19 protein-coding genes are annotated in these 21338 nt (G+C 73.2%); 13 read left to right on the forward strand and 6 right to left on the reverse strand.

Annotation, left to right across the window (positions count from 1 at the left end; genetic code table 11):
• Position 1: 1 nt before the first annotated feature.
• The 7 genes from AYX06_RS07935 (at position 2) to AYX06_RS07965 (ending at position 8340) form a co-directional block, all read left to right on the forward strand.
• Positions 2–841 carry an ABC transporter ATP-binding protein gene (locus AYX06_RS07935; RefSeq protein WP_062736949.1) on the forward strand — a complete coding sequence of 280 codons (840 nt, stop codon included), beginning with the start codon at positions 2–4 and terminating at the stop codon, positions 839–841.
• An 86-nt stretch (positions 842–927) separates the two neighbouring features.
• Positions 928–1968, forward strand: a complete 1041-nt coding sequence (locus AYX06_RS07940; protein WP_062735308.1) for an aliphatic sulfonate ABC transporter substrate-binding protein — start codon at positions 928–930, stop codon at positions 1966–1968.
• Positions 1965–2819, forward strand: a complete 855-nt coding sequence (locus tag AYX06_RS07945; RefSeq protein WP_062735309.1) for an ABC transporter permease — start codon at positions 1965–1967, stop codon at positions 2817–2819. The genes AYX06_RS07940 and AYX06_RS07945 overlap by 4 nt, the downstream gene beginning before the upstream one ends.
• Positions 2820–2886: 67 nt before the next feature.
• Positions 2887–5013 carry an AMP-binding protein gene (locus AYX06_RS07950; RefSeq protein WP_062735310.1) on the forward strand — a complete coding sequence of 709 codons (2127 nt, stop codon included), beginning with the start codon at positions 2887–2889 and terminating at the stop codon, positions 5011–5013.
• A gap of 84 nt (positions 5014–5097) precedes the next feature.
• Positions 5098–5883 carry a succinate dehydrogenase cytochrome b subunit gene (locus AYX06_RS07955; protein WP_084271512.1) on the forward strand — a complete coding sequence of 262 codons (786 nt, stop codon included), beginning with the start codon at positions 5098–5100 and terminating at the stop codon, positions 5881–5883.
• A 42-nt stretch (positions 5884–5925) separates the two neighbouring features.
• On the forward strand, positions 5926–6639 hold the full coding sequence (locus tag AYX06_RS07960) for a 2Fe-2S iron-sulfur cluster-binding protein (RefSeq protein ID WP_062735311.1): 714 nt from the start codon (positions 5926–5928) through the stop codon (positions 6637–6639).
• Positions 6640–6720: 81 nt separating this feature from the next.
• Positions 6721–8340, forward strand: coding sequence for an SLC13 family permease (locus AYX06_RS07965; RefSeq protein WP_062736951.1), 1620 nt, complete (start codon positions 6721–6723; stop codon positions 8338–8340).
• 128 nt (positions 8341–8468) lie between these two features.
• Here the strand turns inward: AYX06_RS07965 and AYX06_RS07970 are convergent, their stop codons facing one another.
• A complete protein-coding gene (locus tag AYX06_RS07970) occupies positions 8469–9536 on the reverse strand; it encodes a tartrate dehydrogenase (protein WP_084271513.1) in 1068 nt (355 codons plus the stop codon).
• A gap of 307 nt (positions 9537–9843) precedes the next feature.
• Here AYX06_RS07970 and AYX06_RS07975 point away from each other — a divergent pair, with 307 nt between their 5' ends.
• Together AYX06_RS07975 and AYX06_RS07980 are read left to right on the forward strand one after the other, a co-directional pair.
• On the forward strand, positions 9844–11187 hold the full coding sequence (locus AYX06_RS07975; RefSeq protein WP_062735312.1) for an O-acetylhomoserine aminocarboxypropyltransferase/cysteine synthase family protein: 1344 nt from the start codon (positions 9844–9846) through the stop codon (positions 11185–11187).
• Positions 11184–11678 (forward strand): CoA-binding protein, encoded by a 495-nt coding sequence (locus AYX06_RS07980; protein ID WP_062735313.1) that lies wholly within the window; start codon positions 11184–11186, stop codon positions 11676–11678. Before AYX06_RS07975 ends, AYX06_RS07980 begins: the two co-directional genes overlap by 4 nt.
• 123 nt (positions 11679–11801) lie before the next feature.
• Here AYX06_RS07980 and AYX06_RS07985 read toward each other — a convergent pair whose 3' ends face one another.
• The 3 genes from AYX06_RS07985 to ilvD form a co-directional block, all read right to left on the reverse strand.
• Entirely contained in the window at positions 11802–12323 is a 522-nt protein-coding gene (locus AYX06_RS07985) for an OsmC family protein (protein WP_198161420.1), read from the reverse strand.
• A gap of 100 nt (positions 12324–12423) precedes the next feature.
• Positions 12424–13902 carry an alanine/glycine:cation symporter family protein gene (locus AYX06_RS07990; protein WP_062735315.1) on the reverse strand — a complete coding sequence of 493 codons (1479 nt, stop codon included), beginning with the start codon at positions 13900–13902 and terminating at the stop codon, positions 12424–12426.
• Between the two features lie 246 nt (positions 13903–14148).
• Positions 14149–15981: a dihydroxy-acid dehydratase gene (gene ilvD, locus AYX06_RS07995; RefSeq protein ID WP_062735316.1), complete on the reverse strand. Its 1833-nt coding sequence runs from the start codon at positions 15979–15981 to the stop codon at positions 14149–14151.
• Between the two features lie 227 nt (positions 15982–16208).
• Between ilvD and AYX06_RS08000 the strand changes: the two genes are divergently transcribed.
• From AYX06_RS08000 to AYX06_RS08015, 4 genes are all read left to right on the forward strand, one after another.
• Positions 16209–17735: a gluconokinase gene (locus AYX06_RS08000; protein WP_062735317.1), complete on the forward strand. Its 1527-nt coding sequence runs from the start codon at positions 16209–16211 to the stop codon at positions 17733–17735.
• 242 nt (positions 17736–17977) lie between these two features.
• A complete protein-coding gene (locus AYX06_RS08005; protein WP_062735318.1) occupies positions 17978–18295 on the forward strand; it encodes a hypothetical protein in 318 nt (105 codons plus the stop codon).
• A gap of 98 nt (positions 18296–18393) precedes the next feature.
• Positions 18394–19542, forward strand: a complete 1149-nt coding sequence (locus AYX06_RS08010; protein WP_062735319.1) for a zinc-dependent alcohol dehydrogenase — start codon at positions 18394–18396, stop codon at positions 19540–19542.
• Between the two features lie 17 nt (positions 19543–19559).
• On the forward strand, positions 19560–20141 hold the full coding sequence (locus AYX06_RS08015; protein WP_062735320.1) for a hypothetical protein: 582 nt from the start codon (positions 19560–19562) through the stop codon (positions 20139–20141).
• Between the two features lie 37 nt (positions 20142–20178).
• On the opposite strand, the gene AYX06_RS08020 is transcribed toward AYX06_RS08015, so the two are convergent.
• Both AYX06_RS08020 and AYX06_RS20190 read right to left on the reverse strand, forming a co-directional pair.
• On the reverse strand, positions 20179–21039 hold the full coding sequence (locus AYX06_RS08020) for a potassium channel protein (protein WP_198161421.1): 861 nt from the start codon (positions 21037–21039) through the stop codon (positions 20179–20181).
• 6 nt (positions 21040–21045) lie between these two features.
• Positions 21046–21207 carry a hypothetical protein gene (locus AYX06_RS20190; protein ID WP_198161422.1) on the reverse strand — a complete coding sequence of 54 codons (162 nt, stop codon included), beginning with the start codon at positions 21205–21207 and terminating at the stop codon, positions 21046–21048.
• Positions 21208–21338: the final 131 nt, after the last annotated feature.

Here is a 21338-nt window from a genome sequence, read left to right on the forward strand (position 1 = left end):
CATGGGCACGTCTCTGCTGGGCTCTGCACCGTCCACCGCCACCGCACCGGCCACCACGAAGCGCGCCTACTCGGTGGCGTTCGAGCACGTCGGCAAGGCCTTCCCGTCCGGCGGGCACAGCCACCACGTCCTGCACGACGTCGACATCACCGCCCGGCCGGGCGAGGTCCTGGCCATCCTGGGGCCCTCGGGCTGCGGCAAGTCCACGCTGCTGCGGGCCGCCGCCGGCCTGGACACCGCCTCGGCGGGCCGGGTGCTCATCGACGGCACCCCGGTCTCCGGCATCGACCCGCGCTGCGCCGTGGCCTTCCAGGAGCCGCGGCTGCTGCCGTGGCGCTCCGTGCGCGAGAACGTCCGCCTGGGGCTGCCTTCCGGGGTGGGCCGGGCCGAGGCCGACGCCGTGATCGACGACCTGCTGCGCCTGGTCGGGCTGACCGCCCACGCCCACCACCGCCCCCGGGCGATCTCGGGCGGCATGGCCCAGCGCGCGGCGCTGGCCCGGGCGCTGGCCCGCAACCCCGGCGTGCTGCTGCTCGACGAGCCCTTCGGCGCGCTCGACGCCCTGACCCGGCTGCGGATGCAGGACCTCCTGCTCACCGTCCACGCCGCGCAGCCGACCACCGTCCTGCTGGTGACCCACGACGTCGACGAGGCGCTGCAGCTGGCCGACCGGATCGTGGTCCTGGGCCGCACCGGCCCCACCGCCCCCGCGTCGATCAGCACAGTGCTCCTCGTGCCCGGCGACCGCCCCCGGGACCGGGCCTCCGAGGTCCTCGCCGAGCTGCGGGTCCAGCTGCTCGGCCACCTGGGCGTCGACGCCCACCACCCCGCGACCCGCTGATCCCGCCCCGCTCCCCGGAGCGCGGCGCGGCCCTGCGCCGCGCCGGCTCCGCCCGGCACGCCCACCCCACCACGAAAGGCCCCACCATGCCGCTGTCCCCGCGCCCCGCCCGCACGGTCCCCGCCCTCGCCGCCGTCCTGGCCCTGTCCCTGACCGGCTGCATGGCCGGGGAAGGCTCCGGCGAGGCCCAGGCCGCCGAGAAGGTCACGGTCGACTGGGCGACCTACAACCCGCTCTCCGTGGTGATCAAGGAGAAGGGCTGGCTCGAGGCCGCCTTCGCCGAGGAGGGCACCGAGGTCGAGTGGGTGCAGTCCGCGGGCTCGAACAAGGCCAACGAGGCGCTGCGCGCCGAGGCCGTCGACGTCGGCTCCACCGCCGGCTCCGCGGCGCTGCTGGCCCGCAGCAACGGCACCCCGATCAAGGTGATCGACCTGTACTCGCAGCCGGAGTGGTCCGCGCTCGTCACCACCCCGGGCACCGGGGTGGCGTCGGTGGCCGACCTCGAGGGCCGCACCGTGGCCGCCACCAGGGGCACCGACCCCTACTTCTTCCTGCTCCAGGCCCTCGAGGAGGGCGGGGTGGACCCGGCCGACGTCACGATCCAGAACCTGCAGCACGCCGACGGCCGCTCGGCGCTGGAGAACGGCCAGGTGGACGCCTGGTCCGGGCTGGACCCGATCATGGCCGCGGCGGAGCAGAACGGCGCCGAGCTGTTCTACCGCAACGTGGACTTCAACACCTACGGCTTCCTCAACGCGCACGAGAACTTCCTCGAGGAGCAGCCCGAGGCGGCGCAGACCGTGGTGGACGTCTACGCCTACGCCCGGGACTGGGCACTGGCCCACCCGGAGGAGACTGCGCAGCTGCTCGCCGACGCGGCCGGGATCGAGCTGTCCGTGGCCGAGCAGGTGCTCGAGCGGACCCACCTGGACATCGACCACGTGCCCGGCGAGCAGCAGCTGGCCGTGCTCGAGAAGGTCGGCCCGATCTTCGTGGACTCCGGTGACGTGCCCGGCCAGGAGCAGATCGACGAGGCCCTGGCCGGCATCGTGGAGAGCTCCTACGCCGAGGACGCCGACGCCGCCCGGGTGGCCGAGGCCGCCGAGGGCGCGGAGGCCGGGCAGTGACGTCGCCGCTGAGCCCGTCCGGGGACACCGTCGGCGCCGAGCACGCCGTCGGCGCCGACGACCCGGGCGCGGCGCCCACCCCCGTCGCGGAGCCCCGCCGCCGTCCCCTGCTGCGCGCGGGGCTCGGCCTGCTCCTGCCCGCGGCGCTGCTGGTGCTGTGGCACGTGCTGTCCACCGCGGGGGTCTTCAGCGCCGTCCAGCTGCCCGCCCCGCTGGCGGTCCTGGCCGCGGGGGCCGACCTGCTGTCCCGGGGCGAGCTGTGGACGCACGTGGGCATCTCCGCCCAGCGGGTGCTCATCGGCTTCCTGATCGGGGCCGGGCTGGGCCTGGCGGCGGGCTCCTTCATCGGGCTCTCCCGCTGGGGCTCCGCGCTGGTGGGCCCCACGATCGGGGCCTTCCGCGCGGTGCCCTCGCTGGCGTGGGTGCCTCTGCTGCTGCTGTGGATCGGCCTCGGCGAGGACTCCAAGGTGACGCTGGTGGCGATCGGGGCGTTCTTCCCCGTCTACACCACCGTCTCGGCCGCCCTGCAGCACGTGGACCGCAACCTGCTCGAGGCGGCCCGGGCCTTCGGCGTGCACGGGCTGCGGCTGCTCACCACGGTGCAGCTGCCGGCGGTCATGCCCTCGGTCATCTCGGGGCTGCGCCTGGCGCTGGCCCAGGCGTGGCTGTTCCTGGTGGCCGCGGAGCTGCTGGGCGCGTCCATGGGGCTGGGCTTCCTCCTCACCGACTCGCAGAACAACGGCCGCACCGACCGCCTGCTGCTGGCGATCGTCCTGCTGGCCGTGCTCGGCAAGCTCTCCGACGCGCTGCTCGGCGTGTTCGAGAAGTGGGCCGTGAAGAAATGGGCCTGACATCCCCGTCTGGCACAGTGGGCACACACCGGGCACGCCCGTGCCGCCAGGAAAGGACCGCAGCACCGTGAACGCCAGCTGGAGCGACCCGCTCTCCCCCACCCCGAACCCGGCCCTGGTCTCCGACGCCGCCCGCGTCGCCTTCTGGGAGGGCCAGGCCTCGCGGCTCGACTGGGCCGGGCCGTGGACCACGGCGCACCGGTTCGAGGGCCCCCGGCGGATCGGGCAGGACGCGGACGGCAACCCCACCTGGTCGGTCCCGGAGCTGGCGTGGTTCGAGGGCGGGAGGCTCAACGTGGCGCACAACTGCGTGGACCGCCACGTCGAGGCGGGCCGCGGCGCCCACGTGGCCCTGTACTTCGAGGGCGAGCCCGGCGACCGGCTGGTCTACACCTACGCGGACCTGCAGCGCGAGGTGTCCCGGGCGGCCAACGCCCTGCTCGCCCTGGGCGTGGAGCGGGGCGACCGGGTCGTGATCTACCTGCCGGTGATCCCGGAGACCGTCGTCATCACGCTGGCCTGCGCCCGGATCGGCGCCGTGCACTCGCTGGTCTTCGGCGGGTTCTCCGCCGAGGCCCTGCGGTTCCGCGTCGAGGACACCGGGGCGAAGGTGCTCGTGACCACGGACGGGCAGCACCGGCGCGGGGCCGTGGTGCCCGTCAAGGCCGTCGCCGACGAGGCGTGCAGCGGGGACAACGCGATCGAGCACGTCGTCGTGGTGCGCCGCACCTCCCGGCCGGGCCGCAGCGACCTGCCGCGCGGGACCCGGGGGACGCACTCCAAGGAGGAGGACGCGGTCCCGTGGACGCGCGGGCGCGACGTGTGGTGGCACGAGCTGGTGGCCGAGCAGCCCGACGTGCACGAGGCCGAGGCCTTCGACGCGGAGAGCCCGCTGTTCATCATCTACACCTCCGGCACCACCGGCCGCCCCAAGGGCCTGGTGCACACCATGGGCGGCTACCTGGTGCAGGCCGCCTACACCCACGCCCTGCTCTTCGACCTCCTGCCGGACGTGCGCGACGACGAGGGCCGGCTGCGGCCCGACGAGCTGTCCACCGTCAACGACCCCGCCAAGGTCGACTCGACCGTGCACTGGTGCACCGCCGACCTCGCCTGGGTCACCGCGCACACCTACGAGATCTACGGCCCGCTGGTCAACGGCGTGTCCGAGGTGATCTACGAGGGCACCCCGAACACCCCGCACTGGGGCCGGCACTTCGAGGTGATCGAGCGCTACGGGGTCACCACCTACTACACGGCGCCCACCCTGATCCGCTCCCTCATGGGCGCGTTCCCGAAGGGCGTCCCCCCGCTCTACAACCTCAACTCCGTCCGACTGCTCGGCTCCGTGGGCGAGTCGGTCAACCCGGAGGCCTGGCGCTGGCTGCGCGCGCAGCTGGGCCGGGACGAGGTGCCGTTCGTGGACACGTGGTGGCAGTCCGAGACCGGTGCCACCGTGATGTCCCCGCGCCCGCACGACCCGCAGTTCGCGCCCCCGGGGACGTTCGACGACGGCGCCCCGCACACCGCCCTCAAGCCCGGCTGCGCCACCCGCGCGGTCCCGGGGCTCTCCACCCGCGTGGTCGACGAGGCCGGGGCGACGGTCCCGCCCGGGGTGCAGGGCTTCGTCGTCGTCGACCGGACGGGGCCGTCGATGGCGCGCACCGTCTGGGGCGACCCGCAGCGCTACCTGTCCTCCTACTGGCAGGCCTACGCCGAGCAGGGCTGGTTCCTCGCCGGGGACGGCGCCCGCTGCGACGAGGAGGGCGACATCTACATCCTGGGCCGGGTCGACGACGTCATCAACGTCTCCGGTCACCGGCTGTCGACCATCGAGATCGAGTCGGCCCTCGTCACCCACCCGTGGGTCGTGGAGGCCGGGGCCGCGCCCGTGCGCGACGAGCTGACCGGGCACGCGGTGCTCGCGTACGTCGTGCTGACGCCCGAGGCCGAGCGGGTGCCGGCGGACGAGCTGACCGCGACCCTGCGGGAGCACGTGGCCCGCGAGATCGGCCCGATCGCCAAGCCGCGGGCCGTCGTGGCGGTCCCGGACCTGCCGAAGACCCGCTCCGGGAAGATCACCCGCCGGCTCCTCGCGCAGCTGTGGGAGGGCGAGCCGCTCGGCGACCGCTCCTCCCTGCAGAACGAGGAGGCGCTCGAGCGCATCGCCGAGGTGCTGGCGGCGCGCGGCTGAGCCGCCGGGGTGCCCGGCCCCGCGCCGTCAAGCCGGATGACCCCAGGTTGAGCCGTGTGACCAGCCCCGCGCCCGACTCCTAGGATGAACACTGTGAGCCCCTCCCCCACGACCCCCGCCCCGGACCGGCGCCGCCCCCTGGCGGAGCTGCCCCGGATCCCCGTCCCGGCCGCCCTGCCCGAGCTGTCCAGCACCGACCTCAAGCTGGGGATGGCCGGGTCCGGCGCCGTGTTCTCCGGCTACGTGCTGGTGCACATGCTCGGCAACCTGAAGGTCTACCAGGGCGAGGAGAAGTTCAACGCCTACGCCGAGTTCCTCCGCACCGCCGGGGCTCCCGTGCTGCCGCGCGGCACCGTGCTCTGGGGGGCGCGCGCGGTCCTCACCGCGAGCCTGGCCGTGCACGTGGGGGCCGCCGGGATGCTCACCGCCCGCGCCTGGCGGGCCAACGGCACGCTCCTGCCGCGGCGGCCCCGGCGGCCGCGGGGACGGCGCCGCTCCCCGTGGGAGGTGGCCCGGCGCTCGATGCGCAGCACCGGCGGCGTGCTGGGCCTGTTCACCGCCTTCCACGTCCTGGACCTGACGACGGGGACCCGTCCCGCCGCGTCCCGGGACTTCGCGCACGGCAGCGCCTACGCCAACCTCGTCGCGAGCCTGTCCCGGCCGCCCGTGGCGGTCGCGTACGCCGTGTCGATGGCCGCGCTGGCCGCGCACCTGGTGCACGGCATCCCGGAGATCGCCAACGACATCGGGGCGGGCAGCGACCGGCGCACCCAGCGGCGGCTGCGGATCGGCGCCAACGCCTTCGGCGCCGCGGTGGCCGTCGGCAACACCACGATCCCGGTGGCCGTGCTGACGCGCGCGGTCCGCTGACCCCCTTCCCGGACGACCCCCAGACGACAAGGACCCGAGCGAGTGAGCACCTTCTCCCTGACCGTGGACGTGTGGCGCCAGCCCTCTCCGGACGAGCCCGGGCACTTCGCGACCCACGTGGTCCCGGACGCCGGCCCGGAGATGACCGTGCTGGAGCTCCTGGACCGGATCAACGCCCAGCGGGAGGCCGCCGGCGAGGAGCCCATCGCCTTCGACGACGGCTGCCGCGAGGGCGTGTGCGGCAAGTGCGGGGTGACGGTCGACGGCGTGGCGCACGGCCCCGAGCGCAACGCGGCCAGCTGCATGCAGCACCTGGGCGCCTACCGGGACGGGGACCGCGTGCGCATCGAGCCGCTGCAGGCGGCGTCCCTGCCCGTGAAGCAGGACCTCTCGGTGGACAAGAAGGCGCTGCGCCGGGTGGCCAAGGCGGCCAAGTTCCCCGTGGCGATGAAGGCGCTGGCCAACGGCGGCTGCATCAGCTGCGGGGCGTGCATCTCCTCCTGCCCCAACGGCTCGGGGCAGCTGTTCGTGGGCACCATGCTGCGGGAGCTGCCGCCGCTGGCCACGAACGACGCCGAGCGCCGGGAGCGCTCCTCCAAGGTGCTGGCCGCAGCGGAGGACGAGTTCGGCCCGTGCTCCCTGCTGGGCGACTGCGTGGAGGTCTGCCCGGCCGGGCTGCCGATCGAGAACCTCTCGGCGGTGGCGCGGGAGAACCTGCGCAACCGCTTCCCGCGGCGGGCTCCGGACGGCGACTGACACGTTCACGATGGCCTTGTTCCCCCGGGGTCCGACTGCTACGTTCACGAGCACGACACGACGGAGTGTGAGGTGGAGCACGTGAGCGATCAGTCCCGGGGTGTCATCCCCGAACAAGGTGAGTTCGACCACGAGCCGGAGGACCGCGAGCCCGCCCGGGCCCCGGCCCGCACGTGGCTGCTGCGCGGGCTGGGGCTGCTGCTGGCCCTCGTCGTCTGGTTCCTGCTGGGCGGGGCGGACATCTCCGCCGACGCCCGCGTGGTGGGTGCGGTGGCCACGCTGATGGCCGTGTGGTGGATGACCGAGTCCATGCCCCTGTCGGTGACCTCGCTGCTGCCGATCGTGATCTTCCCGGTGCTCACCGCCCTGGAGGTCTCCGAGGTCACCGCCCCCTACGCCAACCCCATCGTGTTCCTGTTCCTGGGCGGGTTCCTGATCGCGATCGCCATGCAGAAGTGGAACCTGCACCGCCGCATCGCCCTGCTGACCCTGCGCCGGGTGGGCACCCACCCGCGGCAGATCATCCTGGGCCTGATGATCTCCACGGCGTTCCTGTCCATGTGGGTCTCCAACACCGCGACCACCCTGATGATGCTGCCCATCGGGCTGTCCGTGCTGACCCTGGTGGTCGAGAACTCCAAGCACGCCGGCACCCGGGCCGAGTCCGCGGCCATGACCGAGGACATCCGCTCCGGCCAGGCCATCAGCGACGTCATCGACGACCGCGACGTGCGTCTGTTCGGCGTGGCCCTGGTCCTGTCGATCGCCTGGTCCGCGACCATCGGCGGGCTGGGCACCCTGCTGGGCTCCCCGCCCAACGCGATCGTGGCCGGCTACATCAGCGAGGAGCTGGGCCGCACCGTGGGCTTCGCCCAGTGGATGATGCTCGGGGTGCCGATCGTGATCGTCTTCATCGGACTGTCCTGGTGGCTGCTCACCCGGGTTCTGTTCCGCTTCCACCTCGAGGAGGTCCCCGGGGGCAAGGAGCTGATCAACCGCGAGATCGCCGCGCTGGGCCCCATGAGCCAGGGCGAGAAGATCGTGCTGGGCGTGTTCGTCACCGCGGCGTTCTTCTGGATCGTGCCCGGGCTGCTCTCCGGGATCGGCGATCTCGGCGAGCAGCTGCCCTTCCTGGAGCTCTTCGACGACACGGTGGTGGCCATCGGCGCCGGCGTGCTGCTCTTCCTGCTGCCCGGGGACAAGCAGGGCAACATGACCCTGGAGTGGAAGGACGCCGAGGAGGGCCTGCCCTGGGGCGTGCTGCTGCTCTTCGGCGGCGGCCTGTCCCTGGCCGCCGCGGTGGCCGGCACCGGCCTGGACGCCTGGTTCGGCGCCCAGGTCACCGGCCTCGGCGCCCTGCCGATCATCCTGCTGCTGGCCGCGGTCGTGCTCATCGTGCTGCTGCTGACCGAGATCACCTCCAACACCGCCACCGCCGCCACCTTCATCCCGATCCTGGGCGGGGTCGCGGTGGGCATCGGCGTGGACCCGATGACGCTGCTGATCCCCGCGGCGCTGGCGGCCACCTGCGCCTTCATGCTCCCGGTGGGCACCCCGCCCAACGCCATCGTCTACGCCACCGGCCAGGTCAAGATCACCGAGATGGTCCGCGGCGGCGTGGTGCTCAACATCGTGGGCGTCATCCTCATCACGCTCTTCACGGTGCTCATCGGCCCGTTCGCCCTGGGCCTGGTGATCTGAGCCGCCCCGTGGCCCGGCACCGCCGGGCCACGGGGCTCCGCCGGCCCGGACCCTCCCGGGCCCGGAAGCCGCACGGCGCTGCGCTGGACGACGCCGAGCCGCACGGCCCCGGGCTGCGAGGCCCTCGGCTACGGGGCCGTGGCGCAGCGGGCCAGCACGGCCCGGGTGAACTCCTCGGTGCTCGCGGTGCCGCCCAGGTCCCCGGTCAGGGTGCCGCCGGCCATGGCCTGCTCGAAGGCCGACTCGAGGTGCCGGGCCGCCTCCTCCTCGCCCAGGTGGTCCAGCATCATGGCGGCGGCCCACATCGTGCCCACGGGGTTCGCGATGCCCTGCCCGGCGATGTCGGGGGCGGAGCCGTGCACCGGCTCGAACATGGACGGGTGGGTCTTCTCCGGGTTCAGGTTGGCGCTGGGCGCCACCCCGATGGACCCGGCGGCCCCGGCCGCCAGGTCGGAGAGGATGTCGCCGAAGAGGTTGGAGGCCACGACCACGTCGACGCTGCGCGGCTTGAGCACCATCCGGGCGGCCAGCGCGTCGATGAGCACCTTCTCGACCGTCACGCCCGGGTACTCGGCCACCGTGGCCTCCACGACCTCGTCCCAGAACGGCATGGTGTGGATGATCCCGTTGGACTTCGTGGCCGAGACGAGCCGGCCGGAGCGCTGCTGGGCCAGCTCGGCCGCGTAGCGGGCGATCCGGGTCACCCCCGCCCGGGTGAACACGGACTCCTGGACGGCCATCTCCTCGGGCCGGCCCCGGTAGAGCCGGCCGCCGACCTCCGAGTACTCCCCCTCGATGTTCTCCCGGACGACGACCAGGTCCAGCTCGTCCAGTCCGCGCAGCGGCGAGGTGACGCCGGGCAGGATCCGGATCGGCCGGAGGTTGACGTACTGGTGGAACTCCCGGCGGATCGGGATCAGCAGCCCCCACAGGGTCACGTCGTCGGGGATGTCCGGGGCGCCGACCGCGCCGAGCAGGACGCCGTCCCCGGAGGCCAGCTGCGCGATGCCGTCGGCCGGCATCATCCTCCCGTGCGCCCGGTAGTGGTCCGAGCCCCAGTCCCGCTCGCGCCAGCGCACCGTGAAGCCGTGCGCGTCCGCCAGGGCGTCGACGCAGCGCAGCGCGGCGGGCATGACCTCCTGGCCGATGCCGTCGCCGGCGATGACGTCGATGGTGTACTGCCGTGTGCCGGTCACAGGATTCCTCCGCAGCGTCGTCGGGACCGCGGAGGCGGCTGCGCTCCACGACTGGTGCCGAGCATAGCCCGCCGGGATCTCCCCGGGGCCCGGCTGGCGCTCCGGCACCCGGAGCCGCAGAATGGAGGGCAGCCATCCCGAGCGGCCGAGAGACCTGGATCGACGACGCCGCAGCAACCGTGGTCGACGTCGCAGGCCGCACGGTGCTACCGCCAGGACCGATGGAGCAGCGCACTCCCGGCACCCGCCGGGACCCCTCTCCGCCCGGGACCGACCAGCGGCACCACTCGCACGAGGAGTCCTTCCCATGGCCGACCACCAGTTCGGGTTCCGCACCCGCGCCCTGCACGCCGGGGGCACCCCCGACGCCGAGCACGGCGCCCGCGCGGTCCCGATCTACCAGACCAGCTCGTTCGTCTTCAAGGACGCCGACGACGCCGCCAACCTGTTCGCCCTGCAGAAGTACGGCAACATCTACTCCCGCATCGGCAACCCCACCGTCGCCGCGTTCGAGGAGCGCATCGCCTCCCTGGAGGGGGGCATCGGTGCCGTGGCCACCGCCTCCGGGATGGCCGCCGAGTTCCTGACCTTCGCCGCGCTCGCCCAGGCGGGCGACCACATCGTGGCGGCCGGTCAGCTCTACGGCGGGACCGTCACCCAGCTCGACGTCACGCTGCGCCGCTTCGGCGTGGACACCACGTTCGTGCACGGCACGGACCCGGAGGACTACCGTGCGGCGCTGCGGCCGAGCACCAAGGCCGTCTACACCGAGGTCGTCGCCAACCCCTCCGGGGAGGTCGCCGATCTCGAGGGCCTGGCGGCCGTGGCCCACGCGGCCGGCGTCCCGCTCGTGGTCGACGCCACGATGACCCCGCCGTACCTGATCCGCCCGATGGAGCACGGCGCGGACATCGTCATCCACTCGGCCACCAAGTTCCTGGGCGGCCACGGCACCACGCTGGGCGGCGTCGTCGTCGAGTCCGGGCGCTTCGACTGGGGCAACGGCAACTTCCCGTCCATGACCGAGCCGGTGCCCTCCTACAACAACGTCTCCTGGTGGGAGAACTTCGGCGAGTACGGCTTCCTGACCAAGCTGCGCTCGGAGCAGCTGCGGGACATCGGCCCGGCGCTGTCCCCGCAGTCGGCGTGGAACCTGCTGCAGGGCGTCGAGACGCTGCCGCAGCGCATGGACGCCCACCTGGCCAACGCCGCGGCGGTGGCGCAGTGGCTGGCGGAGGACCCGCGGGTCTCCTACGTCAACTACGCGGGGCTGCCCGGCCACCCGCACCACGAGCGGGCCCGGAAGTACCTGCCGCTGGGCGTGGGCTCCGTCTTCTCGTTCGGCGTGACGGCCACCGGCGAGCTCACCGGGCGGCAGGTCGGCGAGCGGTTCATCGAGAACCTGCAGCTGGCCAGCCACCTCGCCAACATCGGCGACGCCCGCACCCTCGTGCTCCACCCGGCCTCCACCACGCACCAGCAGCTCAGTCCCGAGCAGCTGGAGGTGGGCGGGGTGTCCGAGGACCTCATCCGCATCTCCGTGGGCATCGAGGACGCCGAGGACATCCTCTGGGACCTCGACCAGGCCCTCTCCGCGGCCACCGGGCTCGCCCGGGAGTCCGCCCCGACCGTCGAAGGAGCACTCCGATGACCGCCGAGACCCGCACCTGGCAGGGCCCGAGCGCCCCCGAACGGCTGAGCCTGCTGCGCGGCACGGAGTCGATCGCCATCGTCGGGGCGTCGGACAAGCCCTCCCGCGCCTCCTACTTCGTCTCCACCTACCTGCTGTCCTCCTCGCCGTACCGGGTGTACTTCGTCAACCCGGTGCTGCGGGAGATCATGGGCCGGCCCGTCTACCCGTCCCTGGCGGACCTGCCGGAGACTCCCGACCTCGTCGACGCCTTCCGGCGCCACGACGACCTTCCCGACGTGGCGCGCGACGCCGTGGCCGTCGGGGCGAAGACCCTGTGGCTGCAGCTGGGCTCCTGGCACGAGGAGGCCGCACGGATCGCCGAGGAGGGAGGGCTCGACGTGGTCATGGACCGCTGCCTGAAGATCGAGCACGCACGCTTCCACGGCGGCCTCCACCTGGCCGGCTTCAACACCGGGGTCATCTCGGCGAAGCGGCAGGTCCTGTCCTGACCGGTCCTGCCCCGGCACGTCCTGTCCCGGCACGTCCTGTCCGGGCACGTCCTGTCCGGGCACGCGGAACGGCCCCGGAAGCCTGGAGCTTCCGGGGCCGTTCCCGTCCCGAGGGGCCGGTCGCTACACGCGCTCGAGGACGAACGTCACGTCGGCCTTGAGGCTCTGGCTGACCACGCAGTACCGCTCCGTGGCGCGCGCGAGGCGCTCCAGGGCGGTGTCGTCGAGGTCCGCGTCCACCCGGGCGGTCACCACGACGTCCTGGACCCCGACGGGCACGGCGCGGTCGACGCCCAGGGTGCCGCGGGCGTCGAACATGCCGTCGGCGGTCAGCTCGGCCGAGCGCACCTCCACGCCCATGGCGGTGGCGACGCTGCGCAGCGTCACCCCGGCGCAGGCCAGGAGCGCGTCCAGGAGCATGTCCCCGGAGCAGGCGTCGCTGCCGTCACCGCCGGTGGCGGCGTGCGGGCCGCCGCGCACGGGGCCCGCCCAGGTGTCCACCGTGCAGGTCAGGCCGGGGTCCCGGAAGTCCCCGTGGGAGTGCAGGGGCGTGCGGGCCGCCTCGGGCTCCGCCCGGTAGCGGTCCTTGAGCGGGGCCTGGAGCTGTCGGAGTTCCGCGGCGGTCATCTGGGTTCGAGATTCCATGCTGTCACTGTAGAGCGTCCGGCGCGGACGGCACCATGCGGGGCGCCCGCGCCGGACGAGCTCGGCGGACCGGCTCAGCGGACCGGCTCAGTGGATCGGCTCAGCGGACGCGCTCGGCCGCCAGGTCGTCCCAGTACGCGCGGGTGGTCACCACGTCGGTGCCGTCCCACGCCCCGAGCCCGTACAGCCCGGGGACGTCGCCGCTGTGGAACACCGGCTCCAGCCCCTGCTTGCGCTGGGCCTCGTAATTCTTGAGCACGCGCACGGCCACCCCGGCCAGCAGCACCAGGGCGACGAGGTTGATCGTGGCCATGACCGCCATGAAGAGGTCGGCCAGGGACCAGACCAGGTCCAGGGCCAGCACGGCGCCGGCGAAGACGAACACCAGCACGAGCACACGGTAGGCGGTCATCGCCGCGGGCGAGCCGGTGAGGAAGCGGATGTTGGACTCGCCGTAGTAGTAGTTGCCGATCACGGAGGTGAAGGCGAAGAGGAAGATCGCCACGGTGAGGAAGTGCACCGCCCAGCCGCCCAGCTGCAGGGCCAGCGCGGACTGGGTGAGGGAGGCACCCTCCCGGCCGCCGAACTCGGGATCGGACAGCAGCACGATGAACGCCGTGATCGAGCAGATCAGCCAGGTGTCGAAGTACACCCCGAGCGCCTGCAGGAAGCCCTGCTTGGCCGGGTGGGAGACCGACGCGGTGGCCCCCGCGTTGGGGGCCGAGCCCATGCCGGCCTCGTTGGAGAACAGGCCGCGCTTCATGCCCTGGATGATGACGCCGATCAGCCCGCCGGTGACGAACTCCCGGATGCCGAAGGCGCCCTGGAGGATCTGGCCCAGGACGGCCGGGATCTCGCCGATGTTGAGCACGACCACGAGCAGGCCGAGCAGGACGTAGAGCACGGCCATGATCGGGACGACCACCTCGGAGACGGCCGAGATGCGGCGGATCCCGCCGAAGATGATCGCGGCGGTCAGTCCCACGAGCACGGCGCCGACGAGGATCCGGAACCACAGCGCGTCCGCCGCGGCGATGTCGACGCCGAGGGACCCGCCCAGGGCGTCCACGATGGAGTTCGACTGCACGGAGTTGAACACGAACCCGTAGGTGAGGGTGATGACCACGGCGAAGAGCAGCCCCATCCAGCGCGCCCCGATGCCCCGCTCCATGTAGTAGGCGGGCCCGCCCACGTAGCCGGTGGGCGCCTTGATCTTGTAGAGCTGGCCCAGCAGGGACTCCACGAAGGCGCTGGCCGCGCCGATGCCGGCGATCACCCACATCCAGAAGACGGCGCCCGGTCCGCCCAGGCTGATGGCGATTGCGACGCCGGCGATGTTGCCGGTGCCCACGCGGGCCGCGGCGGAGACGGTGAAGGCGCGGAAGGCGGAGATGCCCTTCTTGCCGTCCTCGGCCATGCCGGGCTTGTCGTTGAGCACCCGGAACATCTCCGGGACGAGCCGCAGCTGCACCACTCCGGTGCGCGCGGTCAGGTACAGGCCCACTCCGATGAGGATGGCGAAGACCACGTTCCACACCCAGCCGCCGAGGGTGCCGACGAGGTCGGTGACGAGTTCCATTCCAGCTCCGAACTGTGACGACGCGGTGCCTCGGCAGGGATCTTTGCGGACCCGCGTGAACGGTCAGGACGCAGCGGTTGCGCGCCCCGACGGAACTCTAGTGGAAGTGATGGGCGTCTCGACCCCTCCCCTGCCCCTCCCCCTGCCCCTCCCCCTGCGCCGAGGCTGCGGCCGACGGCGACCGGACGGCGCCCGGTCGCCGTCGGCCGCAACCTCGCGGACGGGGCGGGGTGGGGGTGGGAGGGGTCAGATCACGCGCACCGCGCCCTTGTCCGCGGAGGTGACCATGGAGGCGTAGGCGCGCAGGGCCTTGGAGACCTGCCGCTCCCGCGGCTTGGTGGGGTACCAGGGCGCCGGGCCCCTGGCCTGGCGCCGGGCGGCGAGCGTCGCGTCGTCGACGTTGACCCGCAGCACCCGCTGCGCGACGTCGATCTCGATCTCGTCGCCGGTCTCGATGAGCCCCACGGCGCCGCCGGCGGCGGCCTCCGGGGAGATGTGCCCGATCGAGAGGCCGGAGGTGCCGCCGGAGAAGCGGCCGTCGGTGATCAGCGCGCACTCCCGGCCCAGGCCGAGGCCCTTGAGGTAGGAGGTGGGGTAGAGCATCTCCTGCATCCCGGGCCCGCCCTTGGGGCCCTCGTGGGTGATGACCACGATGTCGCCGGGCTGCACGTTCTTGGAGAGGATCTCGAACACGGCCTCGTCCTGGGACTCCACCACGAAGGCCTTGCCGACGAAGTGGAAGAGCTCCTCGTCGATGCCGGCGGTCTTGATCACCGCCCCGTCCTCGGCGATGTTGCCGTAGAGGATCGCCAGGCCGCCGTCCGCCGTGTAGGCGTGCTCCACGGAGCGGATGCAGCCGTCGGCGGCGTCGGTGTCCAGGGACTCGAACTCGTTGGCGGTGGAGAAGGCCTGGGTGGTGCGCACGCCGCCGGGGGCGGCGTGGAAGAGCTTCCGGGCGCGCTCCGAGGACCGGCCGCTGCGGATGTCCCACTCGTCGAGCCACGTGGCCAGGTCCGGGGCGTGCACAGTGTGCACGTCCTCGTTGAGCAGCCCCGCGCGGCGCAGCTCGCCGAGGATCGCGGGGATCCCGCCGGCGCGGTGGACGTGCTCGATGTGGAACTTCGTGGAGTTCGGGGCGACCTTGCACAGGCAGGGCACCCGCCGGGACAGGGCGTCGATGTCCGGGAGGGTGAAGTCCACCTCGCCCTCCTGGGCGGCGGCGAGGATGTGCAGGATCGTGTTGGTGGACCCGCCCATCGCGATGTCCAGGGCCATGGCGTTCTCGAAGGCGGCCTTCGTGGCGACGTTGCGCGGCAGCACGGACTCGTCGTCCTGCTCGTAGTAGCGGCAGCACAGGTCCACCACCCGGCGGCCGGCCTCGAGGAACAGTTCCTTGCGGGCCACCTGGGTGGCCAGCGTGGTGCCGTTGCCGGGCAGGGACAGCCCCAGGGCCTCGGTGAGGCAGTTCATGGAGTTGGCGGTGAACATGCCCGAGCAGGACCCGCAGGTGGGGCAGGCGTTGCGCTCGATCTGGCCCAGCTGCTCGTCGGTGACGGACTCGTCGACGGCCATGGACATGGCGTCCACCAGGTCCAGGCGGTGCTCCACGACGCCCTCGACGGCCTCGCCGGACTCCATGGGCCCGCCGGAGACGAAGACCACCGGGATGTTCAGCCGCAGCGCGGCCAGCAGCATGCCCGGGGTGATCTTGTCGCAGTTGGAGATGCACACCAGGGCGTCGGCCCGGTGGGCGTTGACCATGTACTCCACGGAGTCCGCGATGATGTCGCGGGAGGGCAGCGAGTAGAGCATGCCGTCGTGGCCCATCGCGATGCCGTCGTCGACCGCGATGGTGTTGAACTCCTTGGCCACGCCCCCGGCCTCCCGGATCGCGGAGGCCACGAGGTCGCCCATGTCCTTGAGGTGCACGTGGCCCGGCACGAACTGCGTGTAGGAGTTGGCGATCGCGATGATCGGCTTCCCGAAGTCGTCGTCGCCCATGCCGGTGGCCCGCCACAGGGCGCGGGCGCCGGCCATGTTCCGGCCGTGGGTCGAGGTGCGGGAGCGGAGGTGGGGCATGGCGCGGCTGCGTCTCCTTGGTCGGGTCCTGGGACGAGGGGCCGGTGGGGCGCACTCCCCGCGCACCGGCCGAGGGCCGGCGCGACCGGGGCGGCCGCCGGAGGTCCGCCGCCCAGAATACGCGCCGCCGCGGCGGCGTCCCGCTTCCCGGACTGCTGTCTCACCATGTGGTCACCGTGGGCCGCTCCTACACTGGGGCGAGAGACGACCCGAAGGAGGACTCCCCCATGAGCCAGCACGCCACGCCCCCGCGGCCGGACGACAACGCCTCCTTCTCCGTGGGCCTGGCGGAGGCGGTCGACCCGCTCGTGATGGCCCTCGACGTCGGCTCCACGGGCAGCCGGGGCGGCCTGCACGACGCCACCGGGACCCCGGTGCGCGGCTACCGGCACAAGATCGAGCACGAGTTCACCACCGGGGCCGACGGCACCTCCGTGATCGACCCCGACCAGGTCACCGAGGAGCTGGCGGCGATCCTCGACCTCGTCCTGGCCGACCCGGCGCTGGCCGGCCGGGTGGCCGGGGTCGCCCTGGACACCTTCGCGTCCTCGCTCGTGGGGGTCGGCGACGACGACGCGGCGCTCACCCCCTGCTTCACCTACGCGGACTCCCGGTGCGCGGAGCAGCTCGCGGCGCTGCGGGCGGAGCTCGACGAGCCCGCGGTCCTCCAGCGCACGGGCACCCGCCTGCACACCTCCTACCTCGCCCCGCGGCTGCGGTGGATCCGCGAGACGGACCCGCGGACGTGGGAGCGGGCACGGCGGTGGATGTCCCTCGGCGAGTACGTGCACCTGCGCCTGCTCGGCACCGCGTGCGCCGGGACCGCCACGGCCGCGTGGACCGGCCTGCTGGACCGGCGCACGGGCCGGTGGGACGAACCGCTGCTGCTCGCCTGCGGACTGGACGCCGAGCAGCTCAGCCCCGTGCTCGACCCGCACGAGCCGATCCCGGACGTCGCGGACTCCGTGGCACGGCGCTGGCCCGCCCTCGAGGGCGCGCGCTGGTTCGCTCCCGTGGCCGACGGGCTGAGCGCCAACCTGGGCTCGGGCGGGACCGACGCCTCGACCCTGGTGGTCTCCGCCGCCACCTCGGGGGCCGCGCGCGTGCTGCTGCACGCGATCCCGGAGCGGGTCCCCAGCGGGCTGTGGTGCTACCGCGTCGACGCGCGGCGGTGCCTGCTGGGCGGGGCCCTCAACGACGTCGGACGGGCGATCGGCTGGCTCGGGGACACGGTGCGGCTGCCGGAGGGCACCACGCTCCAGGACGTCGCCGAGGCGGAGGTCGCCGAGGGCACCCCGGTGGTGCTGCCCTTCTTCACCGGCGAGCGCTCGACCGGCTGGGCCGGCGGCGCCCGGGCGGTGCTGGCCGATGTCACCGCCGCGGCCACCGGCGCGGACCTGGCGCGCGGCGTGCTGGAGGGCGTGGCCGCCTCCTACGCGCGCGTGGCGGACCAGCTCGAGGACGTCGCCGGCGGCGTGGAGCACGTGGTGGCCTCGGGCAGCGCGTCCCAGGACGTGCCAGGGCTGATGCAGATCCTCGCCGACACCCTCGGCAAGCCCGTGGCCCGGGCGGAGTTCAAGCGCGCGACGCTGCGCGGCACGGCCCTGCTCGCCCTCGAGACCCTGGCCCCGGACGTCGAGCGGGCCCGTCCGCCCTACGGCCCGGAGCGCGCGCCGGTGCCGGAGCGGGCCGAGCACTACGGCGCGGTCCGCGCCCGCTTCGAGGAGCTCTACGGCGCGGTCGTCGCCGCCTGACCCGGGTGCCGGGAGACCGGGCCCGGAGCCCGCGGGACGCCCCGGCCGCATGCCGCGGCGGGACCCCGGGACGGGACGCGGGGACGGCACCCCGGGGCGCGGCACCACACACGGACACAATGGTGTACCTCTGTGAAAACCGTGGCCCCGCAGGGAAGCGCCTTCCTACCGTGGGAGTGGGAGCGGGAGCCGGCCGCAGCCGCGGCACCGCCTCCTCCGCCCCGACGCACGGAAGGACGACGATGGACGACACCCTGGGCCGGGAACAGGCCGCCCGGCTGCACCAGGCGCTCGAGGACGCGCGCATCGGCGGTCGCCGGCTCTGGGTGCGCTACCTCGCCCTCGGCGGGACCGCCGGGGAGCTCGAGGTCGAGGGCTACCGGCACGGGTGCCTGGACCTGCCGGTCCGGCAGCGCGATCTGCTGGCCTGGGCGGCCAACACGCTGCTCGACCGCCGCTTCCACCCGCGCGTGCCCTCGAGCGGCGACCTCGCCGGCTCCGTGGGAGCCGGAGCCGGTCGGGAGCGGGGCGACCGGGCCGGCTCCGCCGGCGCGGGCTGAGCACCCGGACCCTGTCCCGCGCAGGGGGTTGACCGCGCCCGGGGACGGTGGAACGCTGGCCTCCATCAACAGTGTGCTTACTGATCGAGGCGGGCCGGATGCGAGCAATGGTGTACCGCGGACCCTACAAGGTGCGCGTGGAGGAACGGGACGTCCCCCGGATCGAGCATCCCAACGACGCGATCGTCCGGGTGACGACGGCGGCGATCTGCGGGTCGGACCTGCACCTCTACCACGGGATGATGCCGGACACCCGGGTGGGGATGACCTTCGGCCACGAGTTCGTCGGAGTGGTCCACGAGGTGGGCTCCTCGGTGGAGCGCCTCAAGCCCGGTGACCGGGTGATGGTGCCGTTCAACGTGTACTGCGGGTCCTGCTGGTACTGCGCCCGGGGCCTGTACTCCAACTGCCACAACGTGAACCCGAACGCCACCGCGGTGGGCGGGATCTACGGCTACTCCCACACGTGCGGGGGCTACGACGGCGGCCAGGCCGAGTTCGTGCGGGTGCCCTTCGCTGACGTGGGGCCCTCGATCATCCCGGACTGGATGGACGAGGAGGACGCGGTGCTGCTCACCGACGCCCTCGCCACCGGCTACTTCGGGGCCCAGCTGGGCGACATCGTGGAGGGCGACACCGTCGTCGTCCTCGGCGCCGGCCCGGTGGGGCTGTTCGCCGCGAAGTCGGCGTGGCTGATGGGCGCGGGCCGGGTGATCGTGATCGACCACCTGGAGTACCGGCTCGAGAAGGCCCGGGAGTTCGCCCACGCCGAGACGGTCAACTTCGCGGAGCACGACGACATCGTGGTGGAGATGAAGAGGACCACCGACCACCTGGGCGCCGACGTCGTGATCGACGCCGTGGGGGCCGAGGCGGACGGCAACTTCACCCAGCACGTGACCTCGGCCAAGCTCAAGCTGCAGGGCGGGTCCCCCATCGCGCTGAACTGGGCGATCGACTCCGTGCGCAAGGGCGGGACCGTCTCGGTGATGGGTGCGTACGGGCCGATGTTCAGCGCGGTGAAGTTCGGCGACGCACTCAACAAGGGGCTGACCCTGCGGATGAACCAGTGCCCCGTGAAGCGGCAGTGGCCGAGGCTGTTCGAGCACATCCGCAACGGCTACCTCAAGCCCAGCGACATCGTGACCCACCGGATCCCCCTGGAGCACATCGCCGAGGGGTACCACATCTTCTCGGCCAAGCTGGACGGCTGCATCAAGCCGCTCATCGTGCCGGGCACCTCCTGAGGAAGGGCACTGCGACCATGACCTCCACCCCGTACACCGCCGGCGAGGCCCGGCGTCCCGTGGACCGCGCGGAGCTGCGGTCCCGCATCCCCGGCTGGGGCGCGGACCTGGACCCGGCCGACCGCCCCTCCGTGCCGAAGCTGCGCTACGACCCCGGCGCCACCGGGGCGCACTGGGAGGTCCCGGAGCCCCAGGAGGAGCGGTGGCCGCGGGAGCGGTCGATCGAGCACGCGCAGCTCACCCCCGTCTTCGGCACCTCCTGCCCGCCCAAGGGCCTCTCCGGGGTGCTCCGCCGGCACGCCTACCGGAGGTACGGCGAGGGCCGGGCCGCGCACTGGCTGATCCTGCTGGCGGCCGACCGGGTCGACGCGTGGGAGAGCCACCTCGTCTCGTTCGCGAGCCTGCGCCCGGACAACCCGATCACCGAGACCGGGGTGCTCAGCGAGTTCTCCCGGCACGGCCTCTCGTCCCGGCGGGGCTCCACGCGCGCCGACCTCTCCCACACGTGGCTGGACCCGGTCGTCGTCGCCGGGCCGTGGGTCCTGGCGGGCGGCGCCGCCGTCGCCGCGGGACGGGCCCTGCTCCGGCGCCGGGGCTGACCCGTCCGGTACGCGCCGCACGCCCGCCGGGCGGGCTTCAGCGCGCGCAGGACCTGACGATGTCCTCCGCCGAGAGCCGGCGCCCGCCCACGTAGTACAGGACGGAGCCCGCCGGCAGCGGGGAGTTCCAGCCGGGGCTGATCACCGCGCCGTCGAGCTGGACGGCGAGCAGGGTCGCGTCGAAGCCGCGGCCGATGCCGGTCTGGAGCTCCCCGACGACCGTCCCCGCGAGCGCGTCGGGCAGCCGGGTGCTGTAGGTGTTGCGGCCACCGTGGGTCATCAGGTCCGCGTACACGGCCGCGATGCCGGGGTCCTGGAGCTCTTCGGTGGCCATCCGCGGCGAGTGCCACTGCACGCACTGCACCGTGCGGTCGAGGTAGGAGAAGTTCCGGGCGCGGACCATGTCGCGCAGGGTCACCACGATGTGGGCGCTGCGGTTCAGGTGGGCCGCGGCCACGGTGAGCGTGAGCGCCTCGTTGTCGTCGCGGGCGTCGACGAGCACCCGGCCCGCGCGGTGGGTCCCGGCGCGGCGGAGCACGGTCTCCTCGGCGAGGTCGCCGCGGACGAAGCCGTGGTCGGGGTGGTCCGGCAGCGGGTTCTCCGCCACCTCGTCCCAGGCGCAGAGCGCGATCGGGAGGACGCCGTCCGCGGTGAGCTCCTGGACGAGCCGCTCGGTGCGTCCGGGCGTGTACCCGAGGATCACGAGGTGGTCCGACAGGTCGAGGTCGAGCTGGCCCTTCATGCGCTGTCCCTTCGCGTTCTCGATGGCCGTGGCGATCTTGGTGAAGAGGGTCGTCAGGGTGGCGATGCCCCCGATGATGACGTAGACGCCGACGAGGTGGCCGCCGAGGGTGGTCGGGAAGAAGTCGCCGTAGCCGACCGTGGACGCGGTGACCACGAACCATCACCAGTAGTTCTCGACCGCGGCGATCGGGTTCTCGGCCGGCTCCGCCCAGGCCATCAGCGGCCAGCTGGTGAGGAAGACCGTGACGACGATCAGCAGGGGCAGCCCCCAGGCCCGGGCGCTGCCCAGCCGGCGGACCAGGCGGGCGAGGAAGAACGGCACGGGTGGATTCTCCTGTCTCGTCGCGGTCCTCGCACCGACCTTACGGGGGTCCGCGCCGGCCGGTGCCCCGACACGAGCGACCACGTCCGGCGGGAGCGACCACGCGATCGCGTGGCGGCTCCCGCCGGACG

This window comes from Kocuria turfanensis (genome assembly GCF_001580365.1).
Classification (GTDB): domain Bacteria; phylum Actinomycetota; class Actinomycetes; order Actinomycetales; family Micrococcaceae; genus Kocuria; species Kocuria turfanensis.